A 20,529-nucleotide genomic window follows, 5' to 3' on the forward strand; every position below is an offset into this window, starting at 1 on the left:
TGGGGGTGTTGCCCAGCTTGGGAGAGTTATATATAAATCAACGCAAGGAAGAACCGCACAGGAACTTGAACTTCGAAGCTTTCAAGGCTTGAAGCACACAGACGCTGAGCAGGCACTCCCCCAAGAAAACTTAACTTCTTTCTCTTCTCTTTCTCTCTCGCGAAGACCCGCACCGTTTTAGGTGCGGGTCTTCGTTTTTGCACAAATGTTTACACAATGCCAACGAGCTAGTCCAGCTGCGCTTCACGGACAATTTCCACAGCTGCCCTGTCTACCGGTGCCCATTCGAGAGTATGCAGGCTCTGCGGCTCTAGCCATGTCGAATCCTGATGCTCCAGCAAGGTCAGCGGCCCCTGGATAAGTCGCGCGTAGTAGGTTTTCATCACCACCGTGCCAAAGGCGTAGTCAAAAGACGCCTCATTAATGTAATCCAGCACCTCAATATCCGCTCCAAATTCCTCGCGAATCTCCCGTTTCAGAGCTTCTTCTGGCGCTTCATGTGCCTCGATTTTTCCACCCGGAAATTCCCAAAAACCTGCTAGATCCTTGCCTTCTGGGCGTTGCGCACAGAAAATCTTGCCGTCTTGAATAATCGCTGCTGCGACAACGCGGATAATCTTTTTTGTCATACTTGCTCCTGGACCTGTTTGTGCTACTTACTCTTGCGTGATGTATCGATAGAGGGATGGTTCTACGGGGGTTTCTAGTTTAAAGCGCATGCTGACTACATGCTTGCCCGACTTTGGCTGAATTACTTCTCGCGCACTTTTGTCCATGTAGGTGAGCTTACCGAGATAATAGAAATCTCCGCCCTCTGCATCGTTTTTTATGACAAAGAGTTCGATTCTTAAACCATTGCGACCAGACTGCATGATGGTTTCCACATCCTTAGAGGCCAATGTGCGCCCGGATTTTGAAAACCATTGCAATGTCGATTCATCGATAAAACCGTCTTCATACTTAATCGAATCGCTAATATCATCGCTTTTATGGTACGTGATAAAAATAGGGCACGTATTCGTCTCTGAGTCGATTTTATAGCCACCAATATTGAGCGGTGGCTCATCCTTACGGATGTTCAGAAGTTTCAGCACGTCACGCCTTGAATACTTACGTCCCAGCGTGAAAATCTCGGGATATTCTTCCTGCTTGAGCTGTCCTACCTGAAGCGCATCCATGAAAAGTTGATAAAATTCGGCATGATGTGCCAAGGATGAAACAATTGCTTCATTCAAATGGTACGCCCCAGCAGAAAAGCTTACGAGCGGTGTATCGCCAAATTGTTTGCGCTCCGCTGCTTTCAGGAAACTCAAATCCAGGACGTGTAACGCTGAAGTGAGCACCTCCTGATCTGAGGATAACCCTAGGTGCTCTAACCGACTCACCCATTGCTCTCGTGAGACGCTCCCTGCATGCCTCGAAAGCAAATCTAAAAGAACTAGTTCATGCTGGCGCTTACCATTCGCCAATTCAAAAGTAATAAATCTTAAATACTTCTTTTCTTCTGCAGTGAGCAGGATTTTCTCCCGGTCTTTATCAAATTTATTGATGACATCCGCATAATCCTTAAACTTCTTGAAGAAAGCAAGAGGATTCATGCTGTGGTTAAGAATATAATCGCTTAACAGCGGTGTACGTCCAAGACGGTTCTTCAGGTTGACATAGTTCTCTTGCAGAAGCTTCATATCGTCTAATCGGGCTTTCGCAATCGACTCGAAGACCTTCTTCTGGGCTATTTCCTCAAAATTCACGGTCGTCAGTCCATGAATCAGCAAAGATTTACGCACATCCCGGCGGTAATTATCCTTATTCATCGAATCATCGCCGAACAAGGCTACGGGAATGAGATAATTATTGCGGTAATTACCGATGAAATCGATAACGCTGACATATTCCTTCGACGGATGCTTGCGCAAACCTCGGCCCAATTGCTGGATGAAAATAATGCTGGACTGCGTATTTCGAAGCATGACAACTTGGTTCACGCTTGGAATATCGATGCCTTCGTTGAAGATATCGACAGTCAGTATGTAATCAATCGTTCCATGCTCGAGACTGCGAATAGTCTGCTCACGGTAATTTTCATTATCATCACCTGTTAGGGCAACGGTTTTGAGCCCTCGATTATTCATCAGGCGCGATAATTCATGTGCCTCATCTTTTCTTGAACAAAAGATCAGTCCACGCAGCTTTTCGCCTTGGTGACCGTAATAGTCCAGTTTGTTCAGAATATGCTCGACTCTGGCCTCAGAAGTCAGCTGGTTAAAACTGGCATCCTCACCCAGTAATTGTCCGTTTACCTCAATATCAGTGACACCAAAATACATAAACGGGCAGAGCAGATTATTATCCAAAGCCTCTTGAAGTCTAATCTCGTAGGCAACGTTGTAATCGAAAAGTTCGTAAATATTGAAGCCATCCGTACGTTCCGGCGTAGCAGTCATACCCAGCATAAACTGAGGATGGAAATAATCCATTACCTTCTGATAGGTGTGAGCACCGGCCCTATGAACCTCATCGATAAGCACATAATCAAACCACTGAGGATCAAATTTTCTGAGGTGCTCATCGCGCGAGATGGTCTGAATCATAGCAAAAACATACTTTTTATCCGAAATATCCATGCCCGGCTTATAATACAGGCATCCGCGCTATCGAAACCGATGACCTTTTTAAAGCTCTTCATCGCATCTTTGAGAATCTGCTCACGATGCACCACATACAACATGCGCTGAGGCTTGACCTGCTTGACGTCGAAGGCAGATAAATACGTTTTACCCGTGCCCGTGGAACTGATCACCAAAGCCTTCTGAGCGCCGCTTGTGCGCACCGCTTTAAGATTTGCCAACGCTTTGATCTGCATGGCATTAGGCGTAATTTCCGCGTCATCCGCATGGGACATATCATGCTGCGGAGAAAAAGCCTTGCGCGCGATGGAGCTACGCTGGGAAGCATATGCCTTAATTATGGCTTCTGTAAGCGGCTCAGACATATCCCACACACGTTTGAACTCTTCATTTGTGCGATAAGTAATATCCCCATTTTCGGTGGAGGTGAGTTTAATATTCCACTCGTAATTTTTCTTCAACGCCGTCGCTGTCAGATTTGAACTGCCCGAAATGATGACACGCTGCTCGTTATGCTCAAACATGTAGTATTTGGCATGGAGCTGGAGCTCCGCAGGCGACATGCGAACCTCCACATTTTTCAGCTTCAGCAGGTCATATAAGGCGAGCGGATCATTGAAATCCAGATACGGCGAAATGATAATTTTCCCTTTCCCACCGCGGAGCGCAAGATCAAAAAGCTGAGCTTTGATAAGGTTAATTCCACTTTGCGTGACAAAGGCTACCGAAAAGTAAAAGGCCTCACATTTTCTTAATTCCTCGTCAATATCCGAAAGCACCATTCTGTTCTCGTCTGGATTATTGATAAGCACGCGTGGCGAATACGCGTTATCTGGGTGCAACCGGGAATTAATAAAGCCATACTGTAAAGACTCGAGAAGACTGTACTCAAACTCTTCTTCCATATCGCATACTCTCCAGCTAGACTATAAGCACACGCAAGCGCGCCATATACATGCAGCATACCCGCATCAGATCGAATGATCCAGGCCCCTGGGCGCGTTCCTCCACCCGCCCTCACAATTCACGCACGCCATTCCCAGCTTTCTCTCAGCTAATTACTGGAGTGTTGCCCAGCTTCGGGGAGTTATATATAAATCAACGCAAGGAAGAACCGCACAGGAACTCGAACGTCGTAATACTTCACAGTATTCATCGACTTTCTCGAAGTGTACAGATGCTGAGCAGGTCCTCCCCCAAGATAATTTAACCTTCTTTCTCTTCTCTTTCTCTCTCACAAGGTTCCCCACCGATATACATCGGTGGGGAACCTTTTTGCATGTGTGTATGTGGTTAAAAAAACCGTAGAATCAGCGCAGTGACTACAATGGGACTATGACTGAAAAAACTCCTCTCGAGCACATTATCGACGTGCTGACGCTCCGTGACGCTCACGAAATCAACGGCCACACCTATATTTCTGGCGATTCCATGTACTTTCCTACCGGCCGCGTGTATGGCGGTCAGGTTATTGCACAGTCGGTTATGGCGGCAAGCCAGACCGTAGAGGACCGTCTTCCTCATTCTTTGCACGGGTATTTCATCAGCCCGGGCGATATCCAGCAGGATGTGCTGTTTGATGTCGAAAATCTGCGCGATGGCCGTTCCTTCTCCAGCCGCCGCGTCAATGTGACGCAAGAGGAAGGCACGATTTTGACTTCCATTGCCAGTTTCCAAAAGCCTCATCAAGAAGGCGTGGATTTCGCAGACCCTATGCCGGAAGGCGTTCCGAGTCCGGAAAATTTGCGCAGTTCAAAAGAGCTTATGGCGCCGTTTGCTAAGCATTCGCCGTTTGCACATTATTACGCTCACGAGTCGCCTTTCGATATCCGCCATGTCACCACGTCTGTGCTTCTCGGCCGCGCCACGCGCAAAGACTCCACAGAAGAGACAGAGGACAGTCCAGAATCCGGCAAGCAAATGGTGTGGATGAAGGCAGATGGCTACGCCGATGTGGATCAAACCATGCAGCGCGCTCTGCTCGCACTGGGTTGCGATCAAATCATGCTGGAGCCGATTGTACGCCGCGCCGGCATTGATTTCACCACACCTGGTTTGAGCTATGCCAGCCTGGACCATTCCATGTGGTGGTATCGTAGCGTGGATATCAATAAGTGGCATCTCTATGTCCAAGAAACCCCAACGGCTGCACATGGTCGCGGCCTGAGCTTGGCTAAGGTGTACGATCTCGAGGGAAATCTTGTGGCACAAATGGCTCAAGAGGCCATGATTCGCGTACCGCAGTTCTAAATTCTTGTCAAACTACACTGTGGGCGCCTAGCGAAACAATACAACGCAGGCGCCCACAGCATTTTTATTGAAGCAATTCAGCCGATTAGTCAGCCAATTATGCTTCCGTAGCCTTTATTTCCGTGGCATTTACATAAATCTTTTCCACCACATTGGCTAAATGCAGCACCGTGCCTTGCGAATGCGAAGGCATGTAAGCCGGGTCATCCACATCAATATCTGGATTGGCCACCACATACGCATCCACCAAGGTATCGCGCGCGACTTCATCCGTGTTCCCCGCAGACTGACGGACCCACTCGATAAACGACTGATCATCAGGGAAAACCAGCATATTGGAGTCTTTGACAAGCGCAGCCACCTCACCGTATGTAGGATAATCGCAATTCGCATGAGCCGCCGTTTGCTGCGCATCCAAAGCTGAAACGACCTTATCATTGCCATGCGCTGTTTGAGCCATATAATCCCACAGCGCAGTCAGGGAACGTGCTGCTACAAACGGATCTTTGCGCGGATTGGACCGCGAGTATACGTTCAGTACAAACCACGCCTCAGGATTGACCGTCACATCCTTAAAAGGCTGATTTTTCTTCCAATTATGCGTTTTATGAACCTTGGTAATAGGTTCGGTCAAAGACTGCTCTAAGCTTTGGTGTGCATGCTCGGTAATTTTCGTCCACAAATTGCGCGCATCCTTGAATCGGCGCGCATTGCCCGAGCCATCCGCAGCTGCCCGAGCAGCACGTTGCGCGAGTGTGCGCACGCTTGCAAAGGAATGCTTCACATCCTCATCTGCCGCACCGTCTGAAGCAAGAGCAAAAGCCTCAGCATCGCGCTCCTCATTAATGCGCGCATTCTCTTCGATGAGGTGGAGGATGTCCACAAATAAATTGCGCCGATTTGTGACAAAACGGTCCGTGCCGAGCGGATACTGCTCTACCGGTTCGTAGACGTGGAAACGCTGCCACACGGCGGCGCGCTTGCCGGCAGGCACCACAGAAAGCCATAACTCAATATTCTTCGGATTTGTATCCGGCACACGAAGTTGAAAATGAGTCATTATTCATCCTTTTCCCCTGCTGGCGGCAGTAGGCACCAAAATTCGCTAAGTATTCCTAAACCTAAGTCTATAAAACAGGCCACGATAGCTCCAGCAAGTTCGAAGGTAATCGTAGCGAAATAAGCGATTTCGAAATGTTGGATGGTAATAATAAAAAGCCCGAGATACCAGCCCGACAGCACAGCCGCACTTAAGCCGAGCGCCTTCGCAAAGATTAAAGTATTGACGCTACGCTGTGGAGCCATTTTAGTGATTTTGCCCTCCACAAATCTGCGCACCTGCCACGCAGACCAGGTCACCACGGCGCCCACGGCTACAATAGAAGCGCTCAAATACCACGGAGCGCTCATCATGGCGCTAGAATGTTTCGAAGTCCATGTGGCTGCAATAATGCCGAACAAGAAACCCAGCACAGCTCCAATCACGTAATACCACCATGGCGTACGCTTCGAACTCATGCGGTACCTCCCAAAATCCATTGAGCGGACTCAAGTTGTACATAATTACTGTCAGGCGCCGCCTCAGCCAGCGCGCTGACGCGACCTCCATGCGGCCCTGAGAGCTGAGCATCAGGGTTGATATCCAACCATGGCTTCAACACAAATGCACGCTGCCAAGCTCGAGGATGCGGCAAAGTTAAGGCTGGATCCGTGCTTTCCATGCCATCAAAATCAATAATATCAATGTCGAGCGGACGCGAATCCCAGTGCACCTCGCGAGTGCGACCGTGAGCCGCTTCAATCATATGAATGGAATTCAGTAGCTGCTGGGCGTCCATCACTGTAGTCAGCTCAACCACAGCGTTCTTAAAATCTGGCACATCGCCAGCCACGCCCCACGGTTTAGTCGTATACAGGGCCGAGATGCCCGTAATTTGATTGCCCACGATAGCGTCTAAGGCCACGATAGCCGTACGCAAGGTCTGCTCCACATCGCCAATATTTCCGCCTAATGCGAGCACAGCTGTGTGAATGTGCGGCTGAGCGCTATCTGCGGATTGCACGGATTGTTCAGAGTGTGCGGACGGTGCAGAAGAGTCCTCGTTGAGACTTTCTTCACGCATACGGGCCGTATGCAAAGACGCCTTGGAAACTGCAGGATTTTCCTCAAAGTCTTTTTGGTTGCGCTCTACAGTAACGCTCACATCACCAAATTCTTGCTCAATCGGAGCCTGAGGCTTATGCACAGTAACAATCGTTTTCTTCACACGCCACGACAGTAAAATGCTGTCTGCAATGCGCTGTGCCAAATGTTCAATTAAATCGCTGTGTTCGCCTTCGATCACCGAAACGATACGGTCTGCGATTTGCGCGTAGCTGACGGTATCTGCGAGATCATCACTGCGTGAGGCATCGGACAAATCCAGATACATGACGGCATCCACCACGAATTTTTGTGGCTGCGCGTGCTCGAAATCTAAAACTCCATGAGTACCGTAGGCACTGACGCCTGTAAGAGTTATGTAATCCATTAATTGCTACCCTGCTCTCCGGCATATGTCTCAGATACGGCTTGAACGGCGAAACGATTAGGCGCCACATTATGCACACGCACAGCCCATGCGCCGCGTTCTGCAGCCAAAACGGTGAGGGCGGCGGTCATATCGTCGCGCGCTTCCTCGCTGTCTTGCGCACCTGCGCGAGCGACCATAGCCGCCACAAATCGTTTGCGTGAGGCACCGATAAGCACCGGATAGCCCATGTCTGAAAAGTGCTGAGTTGCCATGATTAACGGCAAATTATGCTCGATGGTCGGCTTTGAAAAACCTAAACCCGGATCGATAATAATGCGTTCTCGAGGCACACCTAATGCTTGAACGGCTTCTACCTGCGCCTGCAGCTCCGCGTATGTGTCTGCCACGACGCCGTGCTCGTAGAAGGTGGTATCTGCTTCACTACTTTTGCCAAGCCACGTACGCCAGTGTTGCACGATGTACAGGCAATCGCTTTTCGCCACCACGCGTGCGATATTGTCATCCAATTTTCCGCCTGAAACATCGTTGATAATATGCGCTCCCGCATCCAAGGCCGCCTGAGCCACCGCAGAGCGTGTGGTATCAATGCTCAACGCCACATCCGGATAAGCACGGCTGAGCGATTCCACAGCGCGCACAATGCGCTCTTTTTCCACCTCTTCCGGCACACGCACAGCACCGGGCCGAGTGGATTCTGCACCAATATCGATGATATCCGCGCCATCACGAATCATACTTTCCGCATGATCCACCGCTTTATCAGGATTTAAATACCGTCCACCATCCGAAAATGAGTCTTCCGTGATATTGAGCACCCCCATCACGAGCGTTCTATTGCTCTGTAGTAAGTTTGTCAATATCTCCTGGCGACTCATTTTCTTCCTCTCGTTCTGTGAAATTTAGCGCTGCTGCAAAATCAATTGCATAGCTTCTGCGCGCGTAGCAGGATCGCGCATCTCGCCTCGGACAGCCGATGTCAGCGTGCGCGCCTGTGATTTCTTAATGCCGCGCATAGACATGCACAAATGCTCGCAATCGGTGACCACTATTACACCCTTTGCATGCACTTGACTGACCAAAGCATCCGCAATTTGCTGCGTGAGCCTTTCCTGCACTTGTGGGCGGCGAGCATAAACTTCCACCAGGCGTGCCAACTTCGACAAGCCCACGACCTGATTTTTATTTGGAATATACCCAATATGCGCAACCCCATGGAACGGCAAAAGATGGTGTTCGCAAACGGAGTACAGCTCGATATCGCGCACAAGCACCATTTCTTCCGTATCCACAGTGAATCGCCTTGCAAGCACCTCACCCGGCTCCTGCTGGAGACCCGCAAAGATTTCACGACTTGCGCGTGCTATGCGATCCGGCGTGTCCAACAAGCCTTCGCGGTCCGGATCTTCACCAATGGATTCTAAGAAGAGGCGTACGGCCTTGCGTACGCCTTCTTCATTGTATTCGCCTTTAGTCATGGGTTGGCGCTTCCCTATTGTCCGGAGCAGAATTATCCGCTGTATTGTCTGACGGGTGCTCTGCCTGTGGAGTGCGCTCGATGTCCTCCGTTTGAGCCTCGGACTCGCTTTCTGCAGAAGGCTCCTGAGCTGGAGCCGCTGGCTGCACAGCTTGTGTAGGCTGTGCACTCTCCTGGGCAGCGCCTTCCGCTGTTTCCTGGGCACCAGAGGTGGCATCCACCGCCACAGAGCTCTTCAAATTAGCTGGAATGGCCACTGGTGGCTTATCGGAGACGACACGGTCTGGAGCGGACAACCACTGCTGACGTTCTGGAGCCTTCTTCAACGGCGCAAAGATTTCAGCCAGCTCCTTGGCATCCAAGGTTTCTTTTTCCAGCAACTGACGCACGAGCTCATCGAGGACTTCGCGATTATTCATCACGATTTCATACGCCTCATCATGCGCTGTTTCTACGAGCTTGAGCACTTCGTCATCGATAATTTCGGCCGTGCGATCGGAATACTTGCGTGGCTGCAAACCATCGAGACCGCCTTCGTTGGACTCGTCGTTCCACTTAATCGCGCCCAGCTTATCGGAGAAGCCAAACTCCACCACCATACGGCGAGCGATATTAGTGGCCTTCTCGATATCGTTCGAAGCACCCGTGGTTGGATCGTGGAATACCACTTCCTCAGCCACGCGGCCACCCATGGCGTATGCCATTTGGTCGAGAAGTTCGTTACGAGACTGACTGAAACGATCTTCTGTAGGCATGACGGCGGTATAACCCAAGGCACGACCACGTGGAAGAATCGTCACCTTCGTCACAGGATCAGTATGATGCAAAGCCGCCGCTACCATAGCGTGACCACCTTCGTGGTATGCAGTATTGCGCAATTCTTCCAAAGCCATACCATTGCTGCGACGGCGTGGGCCTGACATCACGCGGTCGATAGCCTCATCAATGGCTCGCCCATCGATAAGATCAGCATTTTCACGTGCAGTCAGCAAGGCCGCTTCGTTCAGCACATTCGCCAAATCTGCACCCGTAAAGCCCGGTGTAAGCACAGCCACACGATGCAAATCAACATCCGGTGTAAATGGCTTGCCCTTCGCGTGGACCTTCAAGATGTCCTCGCGACCCTTCAAATCTGGAGCTTCCACGGCCACCTGACGGTCGAAACGACCTGGACGTGTCAAAGCGGAATCCAGCACATCTGGACGGTTCGTTGCAGCGATGATAATAATGCTGGTATCGGTATCAAAACCATCCATCTCCACCAGCAACGCATTCAAGGTCTGCTCACCGGCGCCGCCACCATTCGAAGCAGCGGAAGAACGACGACGGCCCATAGCATCGATTTCATCGATAAAGATAATGGCAGGAGAATTCTTCTTCGCCTCTTCAAAGAGCTCACGCACACGCGAAGCACCCAAACCGACGAAGACCTCTTCGAAGTCAGAACCGGCCATGGAGTAGAATGGCACGCCCGCCTCGCCCGCAATTGCACGGGCAATCAGGGTTTTACCCGTTCCCGGAGGGCCATACAGCAACAAACCATGAGGAATGCGCGCGCCCAATTTGCGGTACTTGCTTGGATCCTTCAAGAAGTCCTTAATTTCCTCGACTTCCGCCACGGCCGCTTCTTCACCGGCTACATCGGCAAACTTCGTCTTTGGAATGTCAGCTTCTTGGAGCTTCTTGTTGCGTCCATTTCCTGGCAAGCCCAGCAATCCGCCGCCTGAACCATCGCCCAGTCGACTCATACCCCACCAGACCATGCCGAAAAGAATCAGCATCGGCAGTACGGAGGAAAGAATGCTAATCCACGGATTACTCAGCTGGATCGTAACGTTGTAGCCGTTTTTAATCGTCGATGACTTAATCAGCTCGTTTAATTCCTCAGCCTGCGCGGTAGAGAAGTAGAATTGAACGCTCTTGCCGTAATTCTTTTCCCGACCACTTGGGTTGGAGCCAGAATTATCGACCTTCTTAAAATCGCTAGACAGCGTAAGCTTGACAGACTGATAATTATCCGTAACTTCTACGAAATCCGCTTTGCCTTCTTTAATGAGCGCAAAACCGTCCTTCGTGTCAATCGTCTGCGTATCCGAATGATTGACATAGAAGAAGACGGCAATGAGGAGCACAGACAGGATGCTCATCCATACGATAGGACGCTGCCACCAGCGAGGGTTGTCACCATTCGGCCCATTATTTGGCACCTGTGGGCCTAATGGATTCTGTGGCTTGTTGCTATCCCCATCGGGCGAATTCTGCGAATTGCGTGGCGCAAAGGGATTGTTGTTACTTGCCATAATCTACCTTACTTACCCTGATACACTTCAGGTTTCAACACAGCAATGGAGTCAAGATTGCGATATTTTTCGTTATAGTCCAAACCAAACCCGACGACAAATTCGTCTGGAATGGTATATCCTTTGTACTTTACATCAACGTCGATTTTGCGGCGGGCGGGTTTCTCAAGTAGCGCAAAGACTTCTACGGAAGCGGCGCCACGGCTTTTCAGCTCATCCACGAGCCATGCCAACGTAAACCCGGAATCGATAATATCTTCGACAATAACGACATGACGATCGGTAATGTCACAGTCAAGGTCTTGGCGGACGGTAATTTTTCCGGAGGATTCCGTGCCAGCGCCATAGGAAGAAAGAGACATGAATTCAATTTGAGCAGGAATGCTCACCGCCTGTGAGAAGGCTGCCATCGTATTCATAGCACCCTTGAGAACCGCTACGAAAAGAGGATATTTGCCCGCATAATCCTGGGAAACTTGTGCTGCTACTTCGTTAATCTTTTCTTGAATTTGCTCTCGCGAGATCAACTCACTCGCGATTTCTTCACGTATGTCAGAGATTTGCATAGTCACTATCTTTCCATAACTGAATGACGTCATACACCTTATTCGCGCCAAGAGCCGATGAAAGGCGAATGCTTTTCTTCTTCTGTTGTACACAACTTAATTGAAGTAATTCTTCAATAATCGTGTTTTCTGGCACAATGTTGACATTTTGCAAACATTGCGCGATAACTCTACGCTGAATTGCAGGGAGAAATGCCTTCAACGCGCGAATTTTGATTTCTAATATGCCATTTTTCTCGCGGATAATGCGCTCGTACGCAGCCTCAACCGCGTCCTCAATAATGTCCAAATCCTCACGCGAGCGCTGAGCAGCCTGCGCAAGCACGCGCACCACATCCCGCCCGGTGACCTGGTCAAGCAGAGGGAAAACATCATGGCGAAATTGAGAACGCAACGGAAAATCGGCGCCCAGCAGGCCTTCGATATCCTCACCATTGGTCGGATCATCCCAGTAATCCAGCTGGAGTTCCTTGCAGATGTGCGTCGTATCCTCGCGGCGAAGACTCAGAAATGGCCGCAAAAATAAGATATTGTCTAACGTGAGTTTTTCACGGATGCCTGTCAGAGCCTCTATGCTCGGCGCGCGCATCAGCCGCATCGCTATCGTTTCAGCGCTGTCGTCCATCGTGTGCGCCACGAGCACGATGCGGGCCCCGACTTCGCGGGCTTTGCGTGCCAAAGCCGCATACCGTGCGGTGCGCGCCTCCGCCTCCACACCCAGTCGGGAGTTTGGCACAGTGATATCGAGGGTAGATACGGGAGCAAGACCACGCGCCGTACATATCTGAGCAGTCTTGCGCGCCACCTCATCCGAGCCTGCTTGGAGCTGATGGTTCACGATGAGCGCGCCCACCGGATTGGGCACAGCCCTACGCGCCACAGCAGCTAAAGCTAAGGAATCGCGCCCACCCGAGCACGCCACGAGGATCTGCTCGTCTTCAGCAACCCCGTGAGTAGCCAGACAGCTGCGCACCTCCTGCTGAGCGCGCAGAATAAGAGATGAATATGCCATTACAGATCTACGAGTTTCCCTACGAACGTGTTCACAGCACTGATAGCTTGGTCGAGATTCTCTCCATTGACGATAACGCTGAAAATCAGCGCTCCACCATTGGCTCGGGACACGTTGCCCGTCAAGGAGGTGACCTTTTCTAGGGTGCCTGTTTTAGCGCGGACTAGTCCTCTGCCTTCAGCGGTAAAGTCTCGTGCTATCAGAGTGCCCGAGTACTGCGAAATCGGCATTCCGGTGGCCGCCGCCCACGTGGAGTTGCCCACTATCGAGTGCGTGGTATCCAGCAGTGCTGCTTGAACCGAAACAAGAGTATCTGCAGTCAGCGCGTTGCCTGGCGCAAGACCCGAGGTGTCTGCCAGCACCATATTGTCTGTCTGGATACCATGATCACTGACGATGGAGCTGACCGCGCTCGTGGCACCCGCAAAGGAATTGTCTTTGCCCGTGCGAATCGCCAGCAATCGACCTAAGAGCTGCGCCAAAGAATTATCTGAGTTCGTCAGCATGAGCTGGATGATCTGCCACATGGGGGCAGACTGAACGGAGGCGATTTCAAAGGCAGAGCTGTCCGCTTTGGCGTTGGAATAATCTGAATTATCTACGGCAATTCCGCGGCTACTCAAGGCCTCAGCAAAAGCCGAAGTGACATCCCAAGCGGGGTAAGCGCTGCGTTGCGGACTAAAATCGCCTTCAGAGTCCGGGTTGCTTGGCGCTCCGGTCCCCCATGCGCGTGCCTCATCGATGGCCATCGCGGTTGTTTCAATTTCGTTGATATAGCCTTCATTCACCGACGACGTTGAATTCAAGGAGGACGGCAGCGAGTCATTGTTAAATAAGGAATTATCGTATTGTAGCTGCACATGTGTGATGCCTCGAGATTGCAAGGCCTCCACCGCGCGATCTGCAAGGCTCGCCAACCCTGCTCGCCCGTTGACATGCGCATTGTCGTTTGTGCCGGTGCCGAGCAAAATATCGCCGCCGCCCACCAAGGTCAGCGTGCCCGTGCTCGCATCCGCTTCATTTCTGCTGAGTTGTACGGTGGTATTCAGCGTTTCCGCCGCATCAAAGGTCACGCTTGCAGCAAAGGCCGTCAGCGTTTTTAAGGTCGATGCTGGTTCGAGCTTTTGCGAGGCATTATGCGCAGCCACCGTATTTCCGGAGGTGTCCGCTACCACCACGCCTACCGTATTTCCATCGCCCACGGAGGATACGAGCTGATCTACTAAAGCCTGTGCTTGATTTTCATCTATGGCCTGCGCTTTTACATCGCCTACTGTCTGCCCTTGCATGCGTTGCAAACTATAGCGTGGATTCATCGCCGCCACGGAACCTTCGCGGCTAACCGTTTTTAATGTCGCGAGCGGTCCCGAAATCAGGCCTAGCGCATCCGCTCCCACATAAGCAGCGCAGAGGAGCGCTACGACCAAGGCGCTGACCATAATAGTGCGCGCTCTTTGCCATTTTTTTTCGAAGAACAAATTACGCATGCACACTACTTTCCTTCATAATCTGCTGTGCGGCCTCGCCTCCCGCGTGAGCAATAGGCTTCCACTGGGATTTTGCAAAGATAGCTACGAAGGAAATAGGCACATAGCTCGCCATATATATAGGGAAGCTCAGGCTGTAGGCAATAACCTCGCGAATGGAAATATTGATACGCTTGCGCTCTACAAATCCGGATATAGCAGCCAAGGCCATCATACCCAGCACCGCCCACACGATGGAGCTCACCCAGCCGCGCGCATCCGCCAAAATGGAGTACCAGGAAATATAACCCAAAGCCGCATAAATAATGCCCAGTACAAATCGAAACACGGAAATTACCATAAACGGACACACCATCAGCGTCACATCGACAGCCGAGAAATCTCTTTCCTTAATGGCCCACTGCACCATCACTTTGCCGTAGTAGCGAAATACCTGCAAAAAGCCTTTCGACCAGCGCACACGCTGAGTCCAGCTGGTGCGGAAATCTACAGGTTGTTCGTCGAAAAACATAGCCGAACCGCAAAAACCGATGCGATCGCCATGCAATATGCAGTCCATGGTAAATTCCATATCTTCGGTCAGCAAATGGAATTTCCATCCATCATTGCGCTCCATAATGCGCCGCGAAAACATAAACCCTGTGCCGCCCACATGGCAGGAGGTGCCCAAGGCTGCACGAGTGGTATTGAGGAATCGACTTTCACGCACGAACCAGAGAGCTGCGCCGGAGGATACCCAATTCTCGGAAATATTGACAGAATTTCTATAACTGGTCAGAGCTTCGAATCCCGCTTGACGTGCCTTGTTCATTTCTGCGATGTAGTTTTTATCCAATAAATTATCCGCATCAAAAATAAAGAAGGCATCGTATTTTTTGGAATCACCGGTTGCCATCATGGTGCGCAGTAGATATTGCAACGCATAGCCTTTGCCCACTTGCTGCTTGTTGAAGCGTTCGATGACATGTGCGCCGAGTTTGCGTGACACTTCAGCCGTGCTATCTGTGCAATTATCCGCAACAATCCAAATATCGAGGAGCTCCTGCGGATAGGTCTGTGCTTGGATTGAACGGATGAGATTTCCTATAACATTTTCCTCGTTACGCGCGGAAATCAGCACGGCATAACGCCTATCTTGAGGTACGTCTGGGTACTGAATTGGCTTAGCAAACATACCCACCACGATGACCATAACCTGATAAATCATGGTGATAATGCCCAAAATGGTGATAATAACGTCGAGGAAGGAAAGTAATCCGTTCATCTCCTGATAGTCCTTAGCAGGTTGAGTGCAAAAACGATCTCGTTCTCCTAGTCTAGCTAGGAAAGGTCTTTACTGGAACTCTTGTGTGTAAAGTCCTCCGCTTTCACATCGCCCGCACTGTTGTGATGACGCGGGCGGGCTGGACGTGCCGGTTTGATAGGAGCCGCAGATGAAGGCGAATGCCTGCGATGGGATTCTTCCGAAGAATCATCTTTCTCGTCCTTCTTATCCTTATCGGCCCCATCTGCCACGTCATCCTTAAATTTTCCTTCACCATTCACAGGAATAGCACCGGTGCCCTCCACGGATTCACGGAAACGGATCAAATCTTCGGCGGTGACGTGGTGATTATCTGGATCCGTGGAGCGGATAGGCACCATCATCGTTTCAGAAATCTTCTCACCCACACTTTGCACACCATGTGCCAGCTTGGACGGCTTTAACGGTTTTGGATCATCCAATAATTCGGAATCCACCAAATCATATCGCCTCAAGTATGTGCTGAGCAGTGCCTGAATACTTGCGATAATTGGCAATGCCAAGAAACCGGCCAATGCCCCGCCAACTGCGGAGAATGCGAAGACGCCCAACAAGGCGATAGCGGGATTCAAATCCATCGTCGAGCGCGTAATCATTGGGCTGATGAGATTATTTTCAATCTGCTGGTACACAATGATGAAGATGACGATATAAATAGCCGGGCGAATGCCGTTAGATCCCCAGGCGAAAATAGCAGGCAACGCGCCACCGATGTATGTACCAATCATAGGCACGAACTGCGAAATAATGCCGCATGCCAACGCCAGCGGCAGCCAGTTCGGTACGCCGATAATAATCATGAAAATCGAGAGCGATACAGCGTTGATGATGGCCAGCATAATGCGAGAGTACAGGAATCCCGAAATCTGTTCCTGCACAACGGTCCAAATGACGAGGAAACGCTTTTGCGAATCCTCTGGCAGGAAACGGCACATCACCTTACGCATACTTGGCCCATATGCACTCATATAGTAAGTGACCAAAATAATGGTCAAGAAGTCCAGCAGCACGCTAAACACGGAGCCCGCGGTGCTTAACGCTTGGCTTGCAAGAGATCCGATACTATCCGTCTTGATACTAGCAAGAAGCGAAATGCCCAAGTCATTCATCTTTGGCAAATCATAATCAAATTGAGTGCGTAAATAATCCCCCAGCTGCTGATACAAATCAGGGATGGTATTACTAATAGACACCAACTGATTGACCATCAAATTGCCAAAAACGCCGATAAAAATGCCGATGATCACAAAGAGGAATAGCATCGTCAGACCAGTGGATAGATTGCGTCGCCAACCCTTGAGAATAAGCCAGCGCACAATAGGTTCAATGGCGAATGCGATGAAGAGCGAAATAACAATATTGAGAAGCACGCTTCGTACGGAGTCGAAAACATACCACGCACAGTATCCCAATGCAGCGGCGATGACTGCATACAGCAGCGCACGTGTATACCACTCCGGTGGACGACGGTTATCGCCTTTGCGAGGGAAAATGGACGCCAAATCCGCTAATTGTTCTTCGGTTTTTTCATCAGACATAATCATCATTATTCCACCTCCCCACAACCGTCAGGTACGCGTATAAGTGTGCATAATCTCAAGTTTTCCTTGAGATTAGTGGGAATTTCTGTGTTATGCCCGAGCCAGCAGCACACGCAAACTTTAGATTTTCATGGAACTATTACGAAAAATACAATTTTCTGCGGTCGTACGGGTATCAAGGACTTTCACACACATCATCCGTTAATCTTCCGTATAATGTTCAAACACCTTCGGACATTTTTATGACTGTTTTCCCGCCGCTACTCAGCCGAAAACAGTACTGCCCTAAAAAAGTGTTATATAAGCCTACGCATAATATATAAGGTATGCTTACAGTTTCCATCGTTATTCCCGCTTGGAATGAATCTCGACGCGTTTTATCTTGTTTGCGAAATGCCACCACTCAGACTGTTCCCGCTCATGAAATCATCGTGGTGGACAATAACTCCACGGACAATACGCGTGAACTGGTGGAATCGTTCATCCGCGAGCATCCGGGCACGCCGGTGAGGCTAGAGCGCCAAACGCAGGCTCAAGGCTTGATTCCTACGCGCAATATGGGTTTGGACATAGCGACTGGCGATATCGTGGCACGTATAGACGCCGACTGCATGATTAAGCCCAACTGGGTAGAAACCGTGGCACTCTTTTTCGAGTCACATCCTTATACGGCTGGTGTCACCGGTCCTGTGTGCTATTACGATATGCCACTGCCACCAGTGGGCCTTTTCTTTGATTCGCGTGTGCGTAAGAAGCAGTACAGCGCAGACGGCATGCCCCTTTTGTTTGGATCTAATATGGCTATGCGTAAGAGCGCGTGGGAGAAGATTCGCCCCGTGGTGTGCGCCGATGTGGAAGATGTCTTCCATGAAGACATCGACTGCAGCCTTCATCTGTTTGAGCAAGGGTTGACGACTCAATTCTGCTCCGAAATGGTCACCGGCGCCAGCGCTCGGCGTATGGCCACTCCGCACGATTCTTTTACCGTATATATGAAGCGTTTTGAAAATACGTTCAACGCGCATCCCGGTCATACGCGTGATGGGTACCCGGAGAAAACCTTGCTCATGGTGTATCCGCTGCTCAACACCATGCATCACGTGTATAGCGCGTGGTGCAGCTTACTCAAGATTGATACCGCGGAACGTCTGTGGAAGAGGTATCGCGAGCGCGTGGGGCTGGAGTAGTTTTCTGTCGTGCAAAACCGTAGAGCTGTAAACGCTGCTCTGCGGTTTTTCTAAAACATCAGCTTCGATGAAAGCAAAAAGCCTGTTACAACTAATGCTATAACAGGCTTTAATTCGTACCCCCGGAGAGAATCGAACTCTCGTTGTCAGAGTGAAAGTCTGATGTCCTAACCATTAGACGACGGGGGCCAACTTGATTTATATTAGCGAGTACCCCACTATCGCGCAAGCTTTTACCGCTTCGGCGTGTCGTCTGGAGATTTATTGCTTGCGGTACGTGAAATCATGGATATCGCGGCCTGCTTCCAGTCCTTTATTTTCAAAGTTTGTCAGCATTCTGCCGTCAAATCTTTCTGACTCTACAAAGTCCGCATGCGGCAAATTTACCGCCGTATGCGCAGTGCCTTTGCTCACATGCTCCGTAGCAAGACTGACGGTTGTGGTGCCTATATTGGCAAAATCAGCCCTCTCATCCATAACTTCGTGCACATGCAAGGCATAATCATCGATATCCGTAGCGATGCGCCACACACCCGCCTCCACCAACGCCTTATGCACGAGCTCTGCCAAGGAGTCTTGTACAATGCGACGCTTGTGGTGCTTAGTTTTTGGCCATGGATCTGGGAAGAAGGTCCACACTTCGTCCACCATGCCAGCTTCGAAAGCACTGAGCAACTCTGGCGCATTGACCTGTACCATGCGCAGATTGCGCAGTTCGTTTTTGCCTGCCAGCAGCAATGTATGCGCCACGCCCGGCGTATACACCTCGATACCAATGAAATTATCGTGCGGATTATTTTGAGCGGCATGCACGATATTTTCACCCTGCCCGGTGCCAATTTCTACGATAACGCGACCATCCGCTTGGAAGCCTTCACCCCAGACCTCCTGGAGACTGTGACGCGTAATCTGCAGATCACTTGCTACAGAAAGTTGATAATCACCCTTTTCAAATTCCAGCAAATAATCAGCCGCATACTGATTCCAAGCTCGCTCCAATCGACCATCCAAAGTGGAGGATCTGCGCACAAACGACACAACAGAACGTCTGTGCATACCTTTTTCTTCCTGAATCATTACAAACTCCGCTCTAGCATAATCGTAGAAAACATTCCTATTCCATTAAACATAATATAGAATTCGCGCTATAATAAAAGTGTCATAAATGAACAACTGCGCACAAAAGCGCACATGATTATTGAAGGAGCATCATGACTGTTCTTGTAACCGGCGGTTGCGGCTACATCGGCGCCCATGTCGTACACGCACTGCACGAAGCAGGCCAGCAAGTCGTTGTCGTAGACGACTTAAGCTATGGCAAAGCCTCTCGTATCGAAGGCTCTCGCCTCTACGGTATGGACGTATCCGCTCCAGGCTCTGACGAGCGCCTCGCTGAAATTATGCGCGACGAAGAAGTAGAAGCCGTTATCCACTTTGCAGCACGTAAGCAGGTGGGTGAGTCTGTAGAAAAGCCACTGTGGTACTACCAGCAGAACATCAACGGTTTGCTCAATGTGCTCCAAGCTATGAAGGATGCAGATGTCAAAAAGCTTGTCTTCTCTAGCTCTGCAGCCACCTATGGCGTTCCTCCTGTAGACGTCGTACCTGAAGATGTACAGCCAATGGTACCAATCAACCCTTATGGCCAAACAAAGCTGTTTGGCGAGTGGATGGGTCGTGCAGCCGCACACGCCTTTGGCATTCGTTTCTGCGCATTGCGCTACTTCAACGTAGCAGGTTGCGGACCAGTTGAACTGGAAGATCCCGCAATTTTGAACCTCGTACCAATGGTTCTCGACCGTTTGCAGCGCGGCCTTGCACCGGCTATTTTCGGCGACGACTACCCTACCGAGGATGGCACCTGCGTACGCGACTACATTCACGTATCTGATTTGGCAGATGCCCACATCGCCGCTATGCACTACCTCGACCGCGACGAGCGCAAGTATGATGCCTTCAACGTTGGCACAGGCAAAGGCACCTCTGTGCGCGAAATCGTAGACGAAATCAAGAAGGTTTCCGGTTTGCCATTCGTGGAGACCATTCAACCACGCCGCGCAGGCGATCCACCTCATTTGATCGGCTCTCCAGAGCGCATCAACACGGAGATGGGCTGGCATGCACAGTACGACGTCAAGGATATCGTCCAGTCTGCCTGGGATGCATGGCAGGCAAATCCAGCGCATCACATCGATGTAGAAAACTGGACTCAGCATAACTAAGTCATACCGATGACACACTGAGCTCA

General features: G+C 50.4%; 18 protein-coding genes and 1 tRNA gene. 3 read left to right on the plus strand and 16 right to left on the minus strand.

Annotated features, from left to right (window positions below):
- Nucleotides 1–227 precede the first annotated feature (227 nt).
- The 3 genes from D570_RS0104530 to D570_RS09700 are packed head-to-tail and all read right to left on the minus strand — an operon-like array spanning nt 228 to nt 3,532.
- On the minus strand, nt 228–629 hold the full coding sequence (locus D570_RS0104530) for a (deoxy)nucleoside triphosphate pyrophosphohydrolase (protein ID WP_018143215.1): 402 nt from the start codon (nt 627–629) through the stop codon (nt 228–230).
- Between the two features lie 27 nt (nt 630–656).
- A complete protein-coding gene (locus D570_RS09695) occupies nt 657–2,624 on the minus strand; it encodes a DUF3427 domain-containing protein (protein WP_211204889.1) in 1,968 nt (655 codons plus the stop codon).
- Nucleotides 2,588–3,532, minus strand: coding sequence for a DEAD/DEAH box helicase family protein (locus D570_RS09700; RefSeq protein ID WP_211204890.1), 945 nt, complete (start codon nt 3,530–3,532; stop codon nt 2,588–2,590). Before D570_RS09700 ends, D570_RS09695 begins: the two co-directional genes overlap by 37 nt.
- A 430-nt stretch (nt 3,533–3,962) precedes the next feature.
- Between D570_RS09700 and D570_RS0104540 the strand changes: the two genes are divergently transcribed.
- Nucleotides 3,963–4,877 carry an acyl-CoA thioesterase gene (locus D570_RS0104540; protein ID WP_018143216.1) on the plus strand — a complete coding sequence of 305 codons (915 nt, stop codon included), beginning with the start codon at nt 3,963–3,965 and terminating at the stop codon, nt 4,875–4,877.
- Nucleotides 4,878–4,974: 97 nt separating this feature from the next.
- On the opposite strand, the gene D570_RS08505 is transcribed toward D570_RS0104540, so the two are convergent.
- The 11 genes from D570_RS08505 to D570_RS08520 are packed head-to-tail and all read right to left on the minus strand — an operon-like array spanning nt 4,975 to nt 17,091.
- On the minus strand, nt 4,975–5,937 hold the full coding sequence (locus D570_RS08505; RefSeq protein ID WP_018143217.1) for a hypothetical protein: 963 nt from the start codon (nt 5,935–5,937) through the stop codon (nt 4,975–4,977).
- Complete coding sequence (locus D570_RS08510; RefSeq protein WP_018143218.1) at nt 5,937–6,395, minus strand: DUF3180 domain-containing protein; 459 nt, start codon at nt 6,393–6,395, stop codon at nt 5,937–5,939. The genes D570_RS08505 and D570_RS08510 overlap by 1 nt, the downstream gene beginning before the upstream one ends.
- A complete protein-coding gene (folK, locus tag D570_RS0104555) occupies nt 6,392–7,408 on the minus strand; it encodes a 2-amino-4-hydroxy-6-hydroxymethyldihydropteridine diphosphokinase (RefSeq protein ID WP_018143219.1) in 1,017 nt (338 codons plus the stop codon). The genes D570_RS08510 and folK overlap by 4 nt, the downstream gene beginning before the upstream one ends.
- Nucleotides 7,408–8,286, minus strand: a complete 879-nt coding sequence (folP, locus tag D570_RS0104560; protein ID WP_018143220.1) for a dihydropteroate synthase — start codon at nt 8,284–8,286, stop codon at nt 7,408–7,410. The genes folK and folP overlap by 1 nt, the downstream gene beginning before the upstream one ends.
- A 24-nt stretch (nt 8,287–8,310) precedes the next feature.
- Nucleotides 8,311–8,886, minus strand: coding sequence for a GTP cyclohydrolase I FolE (gene folE, locus D570_RS0104565; RefSeq protein WP_018143221.1), 576 nt, complete (start codon nt 8,884–8,886; stop codon nt 8,311–8,313).
- Complete coding sequence (gene ftsH / locus D570_RS0104570; protein ID WP_018143222.1) at nt 8,879–11,185, minus strand: ATP-dependent zinc metalloprotease FtsH; 2,307 nt, start codon at nt 11,183–11,185, stop codon at nt 8,879–8,881. Before ftsH ends, folE begins: the two co-directional genes overlap by 8 nt.
- A gap of 8 nt (nt 11,186–11,193) precedes the next feature.
- Complete coding sequence (gene hpt, locus D570_RS0104575) at nt 11,194–11,751, minus strand: hypoxanthine phosphoribosyltransferase (protein ID WP_018143223.1); 558 nt, start codon at nt 11,749–11,751, stop codon at nt 11,194–11,196.
- Nucleotides 11,738–12,763, minus strand: a complete 1,026-nt coding sequence (gene tilS, locus D570_RS08515; protein ID WP_018143224.1) for a tRNA lysidine(34) synthetase TilS — start codon at nt 12,761–12,763, stop codon at nt 11,738–11,740. The genes hpt and tilS overlap by 14 nt, the downstream gene beginning before the upstream one ends.
- Complete coding sequence (dacB, locus tag D570_RS0104585) at nt 12,763–14,250, minus strand: D-alanyl-D-alanine carboxypeptidase/D-alanyl-D-alanine endopeptidase (protein WP_018143225.1); 1,488 nt, start codon at nt 14,248–14,250, stop codon at nt 12,763–12,765. Before dacB ends, tilS begins: the two co-directional genes overlap by 1 nt.
- Complete coding sequence (locus D570_RS0104590) at nt 14,243–15,514, minus strand: glycosyltransferase family 2 protein (RefSeq protein WP_018143226.1); 1,272 nt, start codon at nt 15,512–15,514, stop codon at nt 14,243–14,245. The genes dacB and D570_RS0104590 overlap by 8 nt, the downstream gene beginning before the upstream one ends.
- A gap of 56 nt (nt 15,515–15,570) precedes the next feature.
- The gene (locus D570_RS08520; RefSeq protein WP_169331224.1) at nt 15,571–17,091 is read right to left on the minus strand and encodes an AI-2E family transporter; all 1,521 of its coding nucleotides are present in this window, start codon (nt 17,089–17,091) and stop codon (nt 15,571–15,573) included.
- Between the two features lie 329 nt (nt 17,092–17,420).
- On the opposite strand from D570_RS08520, the gene D570_RS0104600 reads away from it, so the two are divergent.
- Complete coding sequence (locus D570_RS0104600; RefSeq protein ID WP_018143228.1) at nt 17,421–18,281, plus strand: glycosyltransferase; 861 nt, start codon at nt 17,421–17,423, stop codon at nt 18,279–18,281.
- Between the two features lie 117 nt (nt 18,282–18,398).
- On the opposite strand, the gene D570_RS0104605 is transcribed toward D570_RS0104600, so the two are convergent.
- Both D570_RS0104605 and trmB read right to left on the minus strand, forming a co-directional pair.
- Nucleotides 18,399–18,470, minus strand: a tRNA-Glu gene (locus D570_RS0104605).
- Between the two features lie 72 nt (nt 18,471–18,542).
- Nucleotides 18,543–19,358 carry a tRNA (guanosine(46)-N7)-methyltransferase TrmB gene (gene trmB / locus D570_RS0104610; protein WP_018143229.1) on the minus strand — a complete coding sequence of 272 codons (816 nt, stop codon included), beginning with the start codon at nt 19,356–19,358 and terminating at the stop codon, nt 18,543–18,545.
- Between the two features lie 134 nt (nt 19,359–19,492).
- Here trmB and galE point away from each other — a divergent pair, with 134 nt between their 5' ends.
- Complete coding sequence (galE, locus tag D570_RS0104615; RefSeq protein WP_018143230.1) at nt 19,493–20,503, plus strand: UDP-glucose 4-epimerase GalE; 1,011 nt, start codon at nt 19,493–19,495, stop codon at nt 20,501–20,503.
- Nucleotides 20,504–20,529: the final 26 nt, after the last annotated feature.

Origin of the sequence: Alloscardovia criceti DSM 17774 (genome assembly GCF_000376885.1) — a bacterium.
Lineage (GTDB): Bacteria > Actinomycetota > Actinomycetes > Actinomycetales > Bifidobacteriaceae > Alloscardovia > Alloscardovia criceti.

Bases quoted from the DNA above. Each gene is read 5' to 3' on its own strand.
- folE (WP_018143221.1), bottom strand. From the start codon at position 8,886: ATGACTAAAGGCGAATACAATGAAGAAGGCGTACGCAAGGCCGTACGC.
- trmB (WP_018143229.1), bottom strand. From the start codon at position 19,358: ATGATTCAGGAAGAAAAAGGTATGCACAGACGTTCTGTTGTGTCGTTT.
- galE (WP_018143230.1), top strand. From the start codon at position 19,493: ATGACTGTTCTTGTAACCGGCGGTTGCGGCTACATCGGCGCCCATGTC.
- hpt (WP_018143223.1), bottom strand. From the start codon at position 11,751: ATGCAAATCTCTGACATACGTGAAGAAATCGCGAGTGAGTTGATCTCG.
- D570_RS0104600 (WP_018143228.1), top strand. From the start codon at position 17,421: ATGCTTACAGTTTCCATCGTTATTCCCGCTTGGAATGAATCTCGACGC.
- D570_RS0104590 (WP_018143226.1), bottom strand. From the start codon at position 15,514: ATGAACGGATTACTTTCCTTCCTCGACGTTATTATCACCATTTTGGGC.
- D570_RS0104540 (WP_018143216.1), top strand. From the start codon at position 3,963: ATGACTGAAAAAACTCCTCTCGAGCACATTATCGACGTGCTGACGCTC.
- D570_RS0104530 (WP_018143215.1), bottom strand. From the start codon at position 629: ATGACAAAAAAGATTATCCGCGTTGTCGCAGCAGCGATTATTCAAGAC.
- D570_RS09700 (WP_211204890.1), bottom strand. From the start codon at position 3,532: ATGGAAGAAGAGTTTGAGTACAGTCTTCTCGAGTCTTTACAGTATGGC.
- D570_RS08520 (WP_169331224.1), bottom strand. From the start codon at position 17,091: ATGTCTGATGAAAAAACCGAAGAACAATTAGCGGATTTGGCGTCCATT.
- D570_RS08510 (WP_018143218.1), bottom strand. From the start codon at position 6,395: ATGAGTTCGAAGCGTACGCCATGGTGGTATTACGTGATTGGAGCTGTG.
- D570_RS09695 (WP_211204889.1), bottom strand. From the start codon at position 2,624: ATGGATATTTCGGATAAAAAGTATGTTTTTGCTATGATTCAGACCATC.
- dacB (WP_018143225.1), bottom strand. From the start codon at position 14,250: ATGCGTAATTTGTTCTTCGAAAAAAAATGGCAAAGAGCGCGCACTATT.
- folK (WP_018143219.1), bottom strand. From the start codon at position 7,408: ATGGATTACATAACTCTTACAGGCGTCAGTGCCTACGGTACTCATGGA.
- tilS (WP_018143224.1), bottom strand. From the start codon at position 12,763: ATGGCATATTCATCTCTTATTCTGCGCGCTCAGCAGGAGGTGCGCAGC.
- D570_RS08505 (WP_018143217.1), bottom strand. From the start codon at position 5,937: ATGACTCATTTTCAACTTCGTGTGCCGGATACAAATCCGAAGAATATT.
- folP (WP_018143220.1), bottom strand. From the start codon at position 8,286: ATGAGTCGCCAGGAGATATTGACAAACTTACTACAGAGCAATAGAACG.
- ftsH (WP_018143222.1), bottom strand. From the start codon at position 11,185: ATGGCAAGTAACAACAATCCCTTTGCGCCACGCAATTCGCAGAATTCG.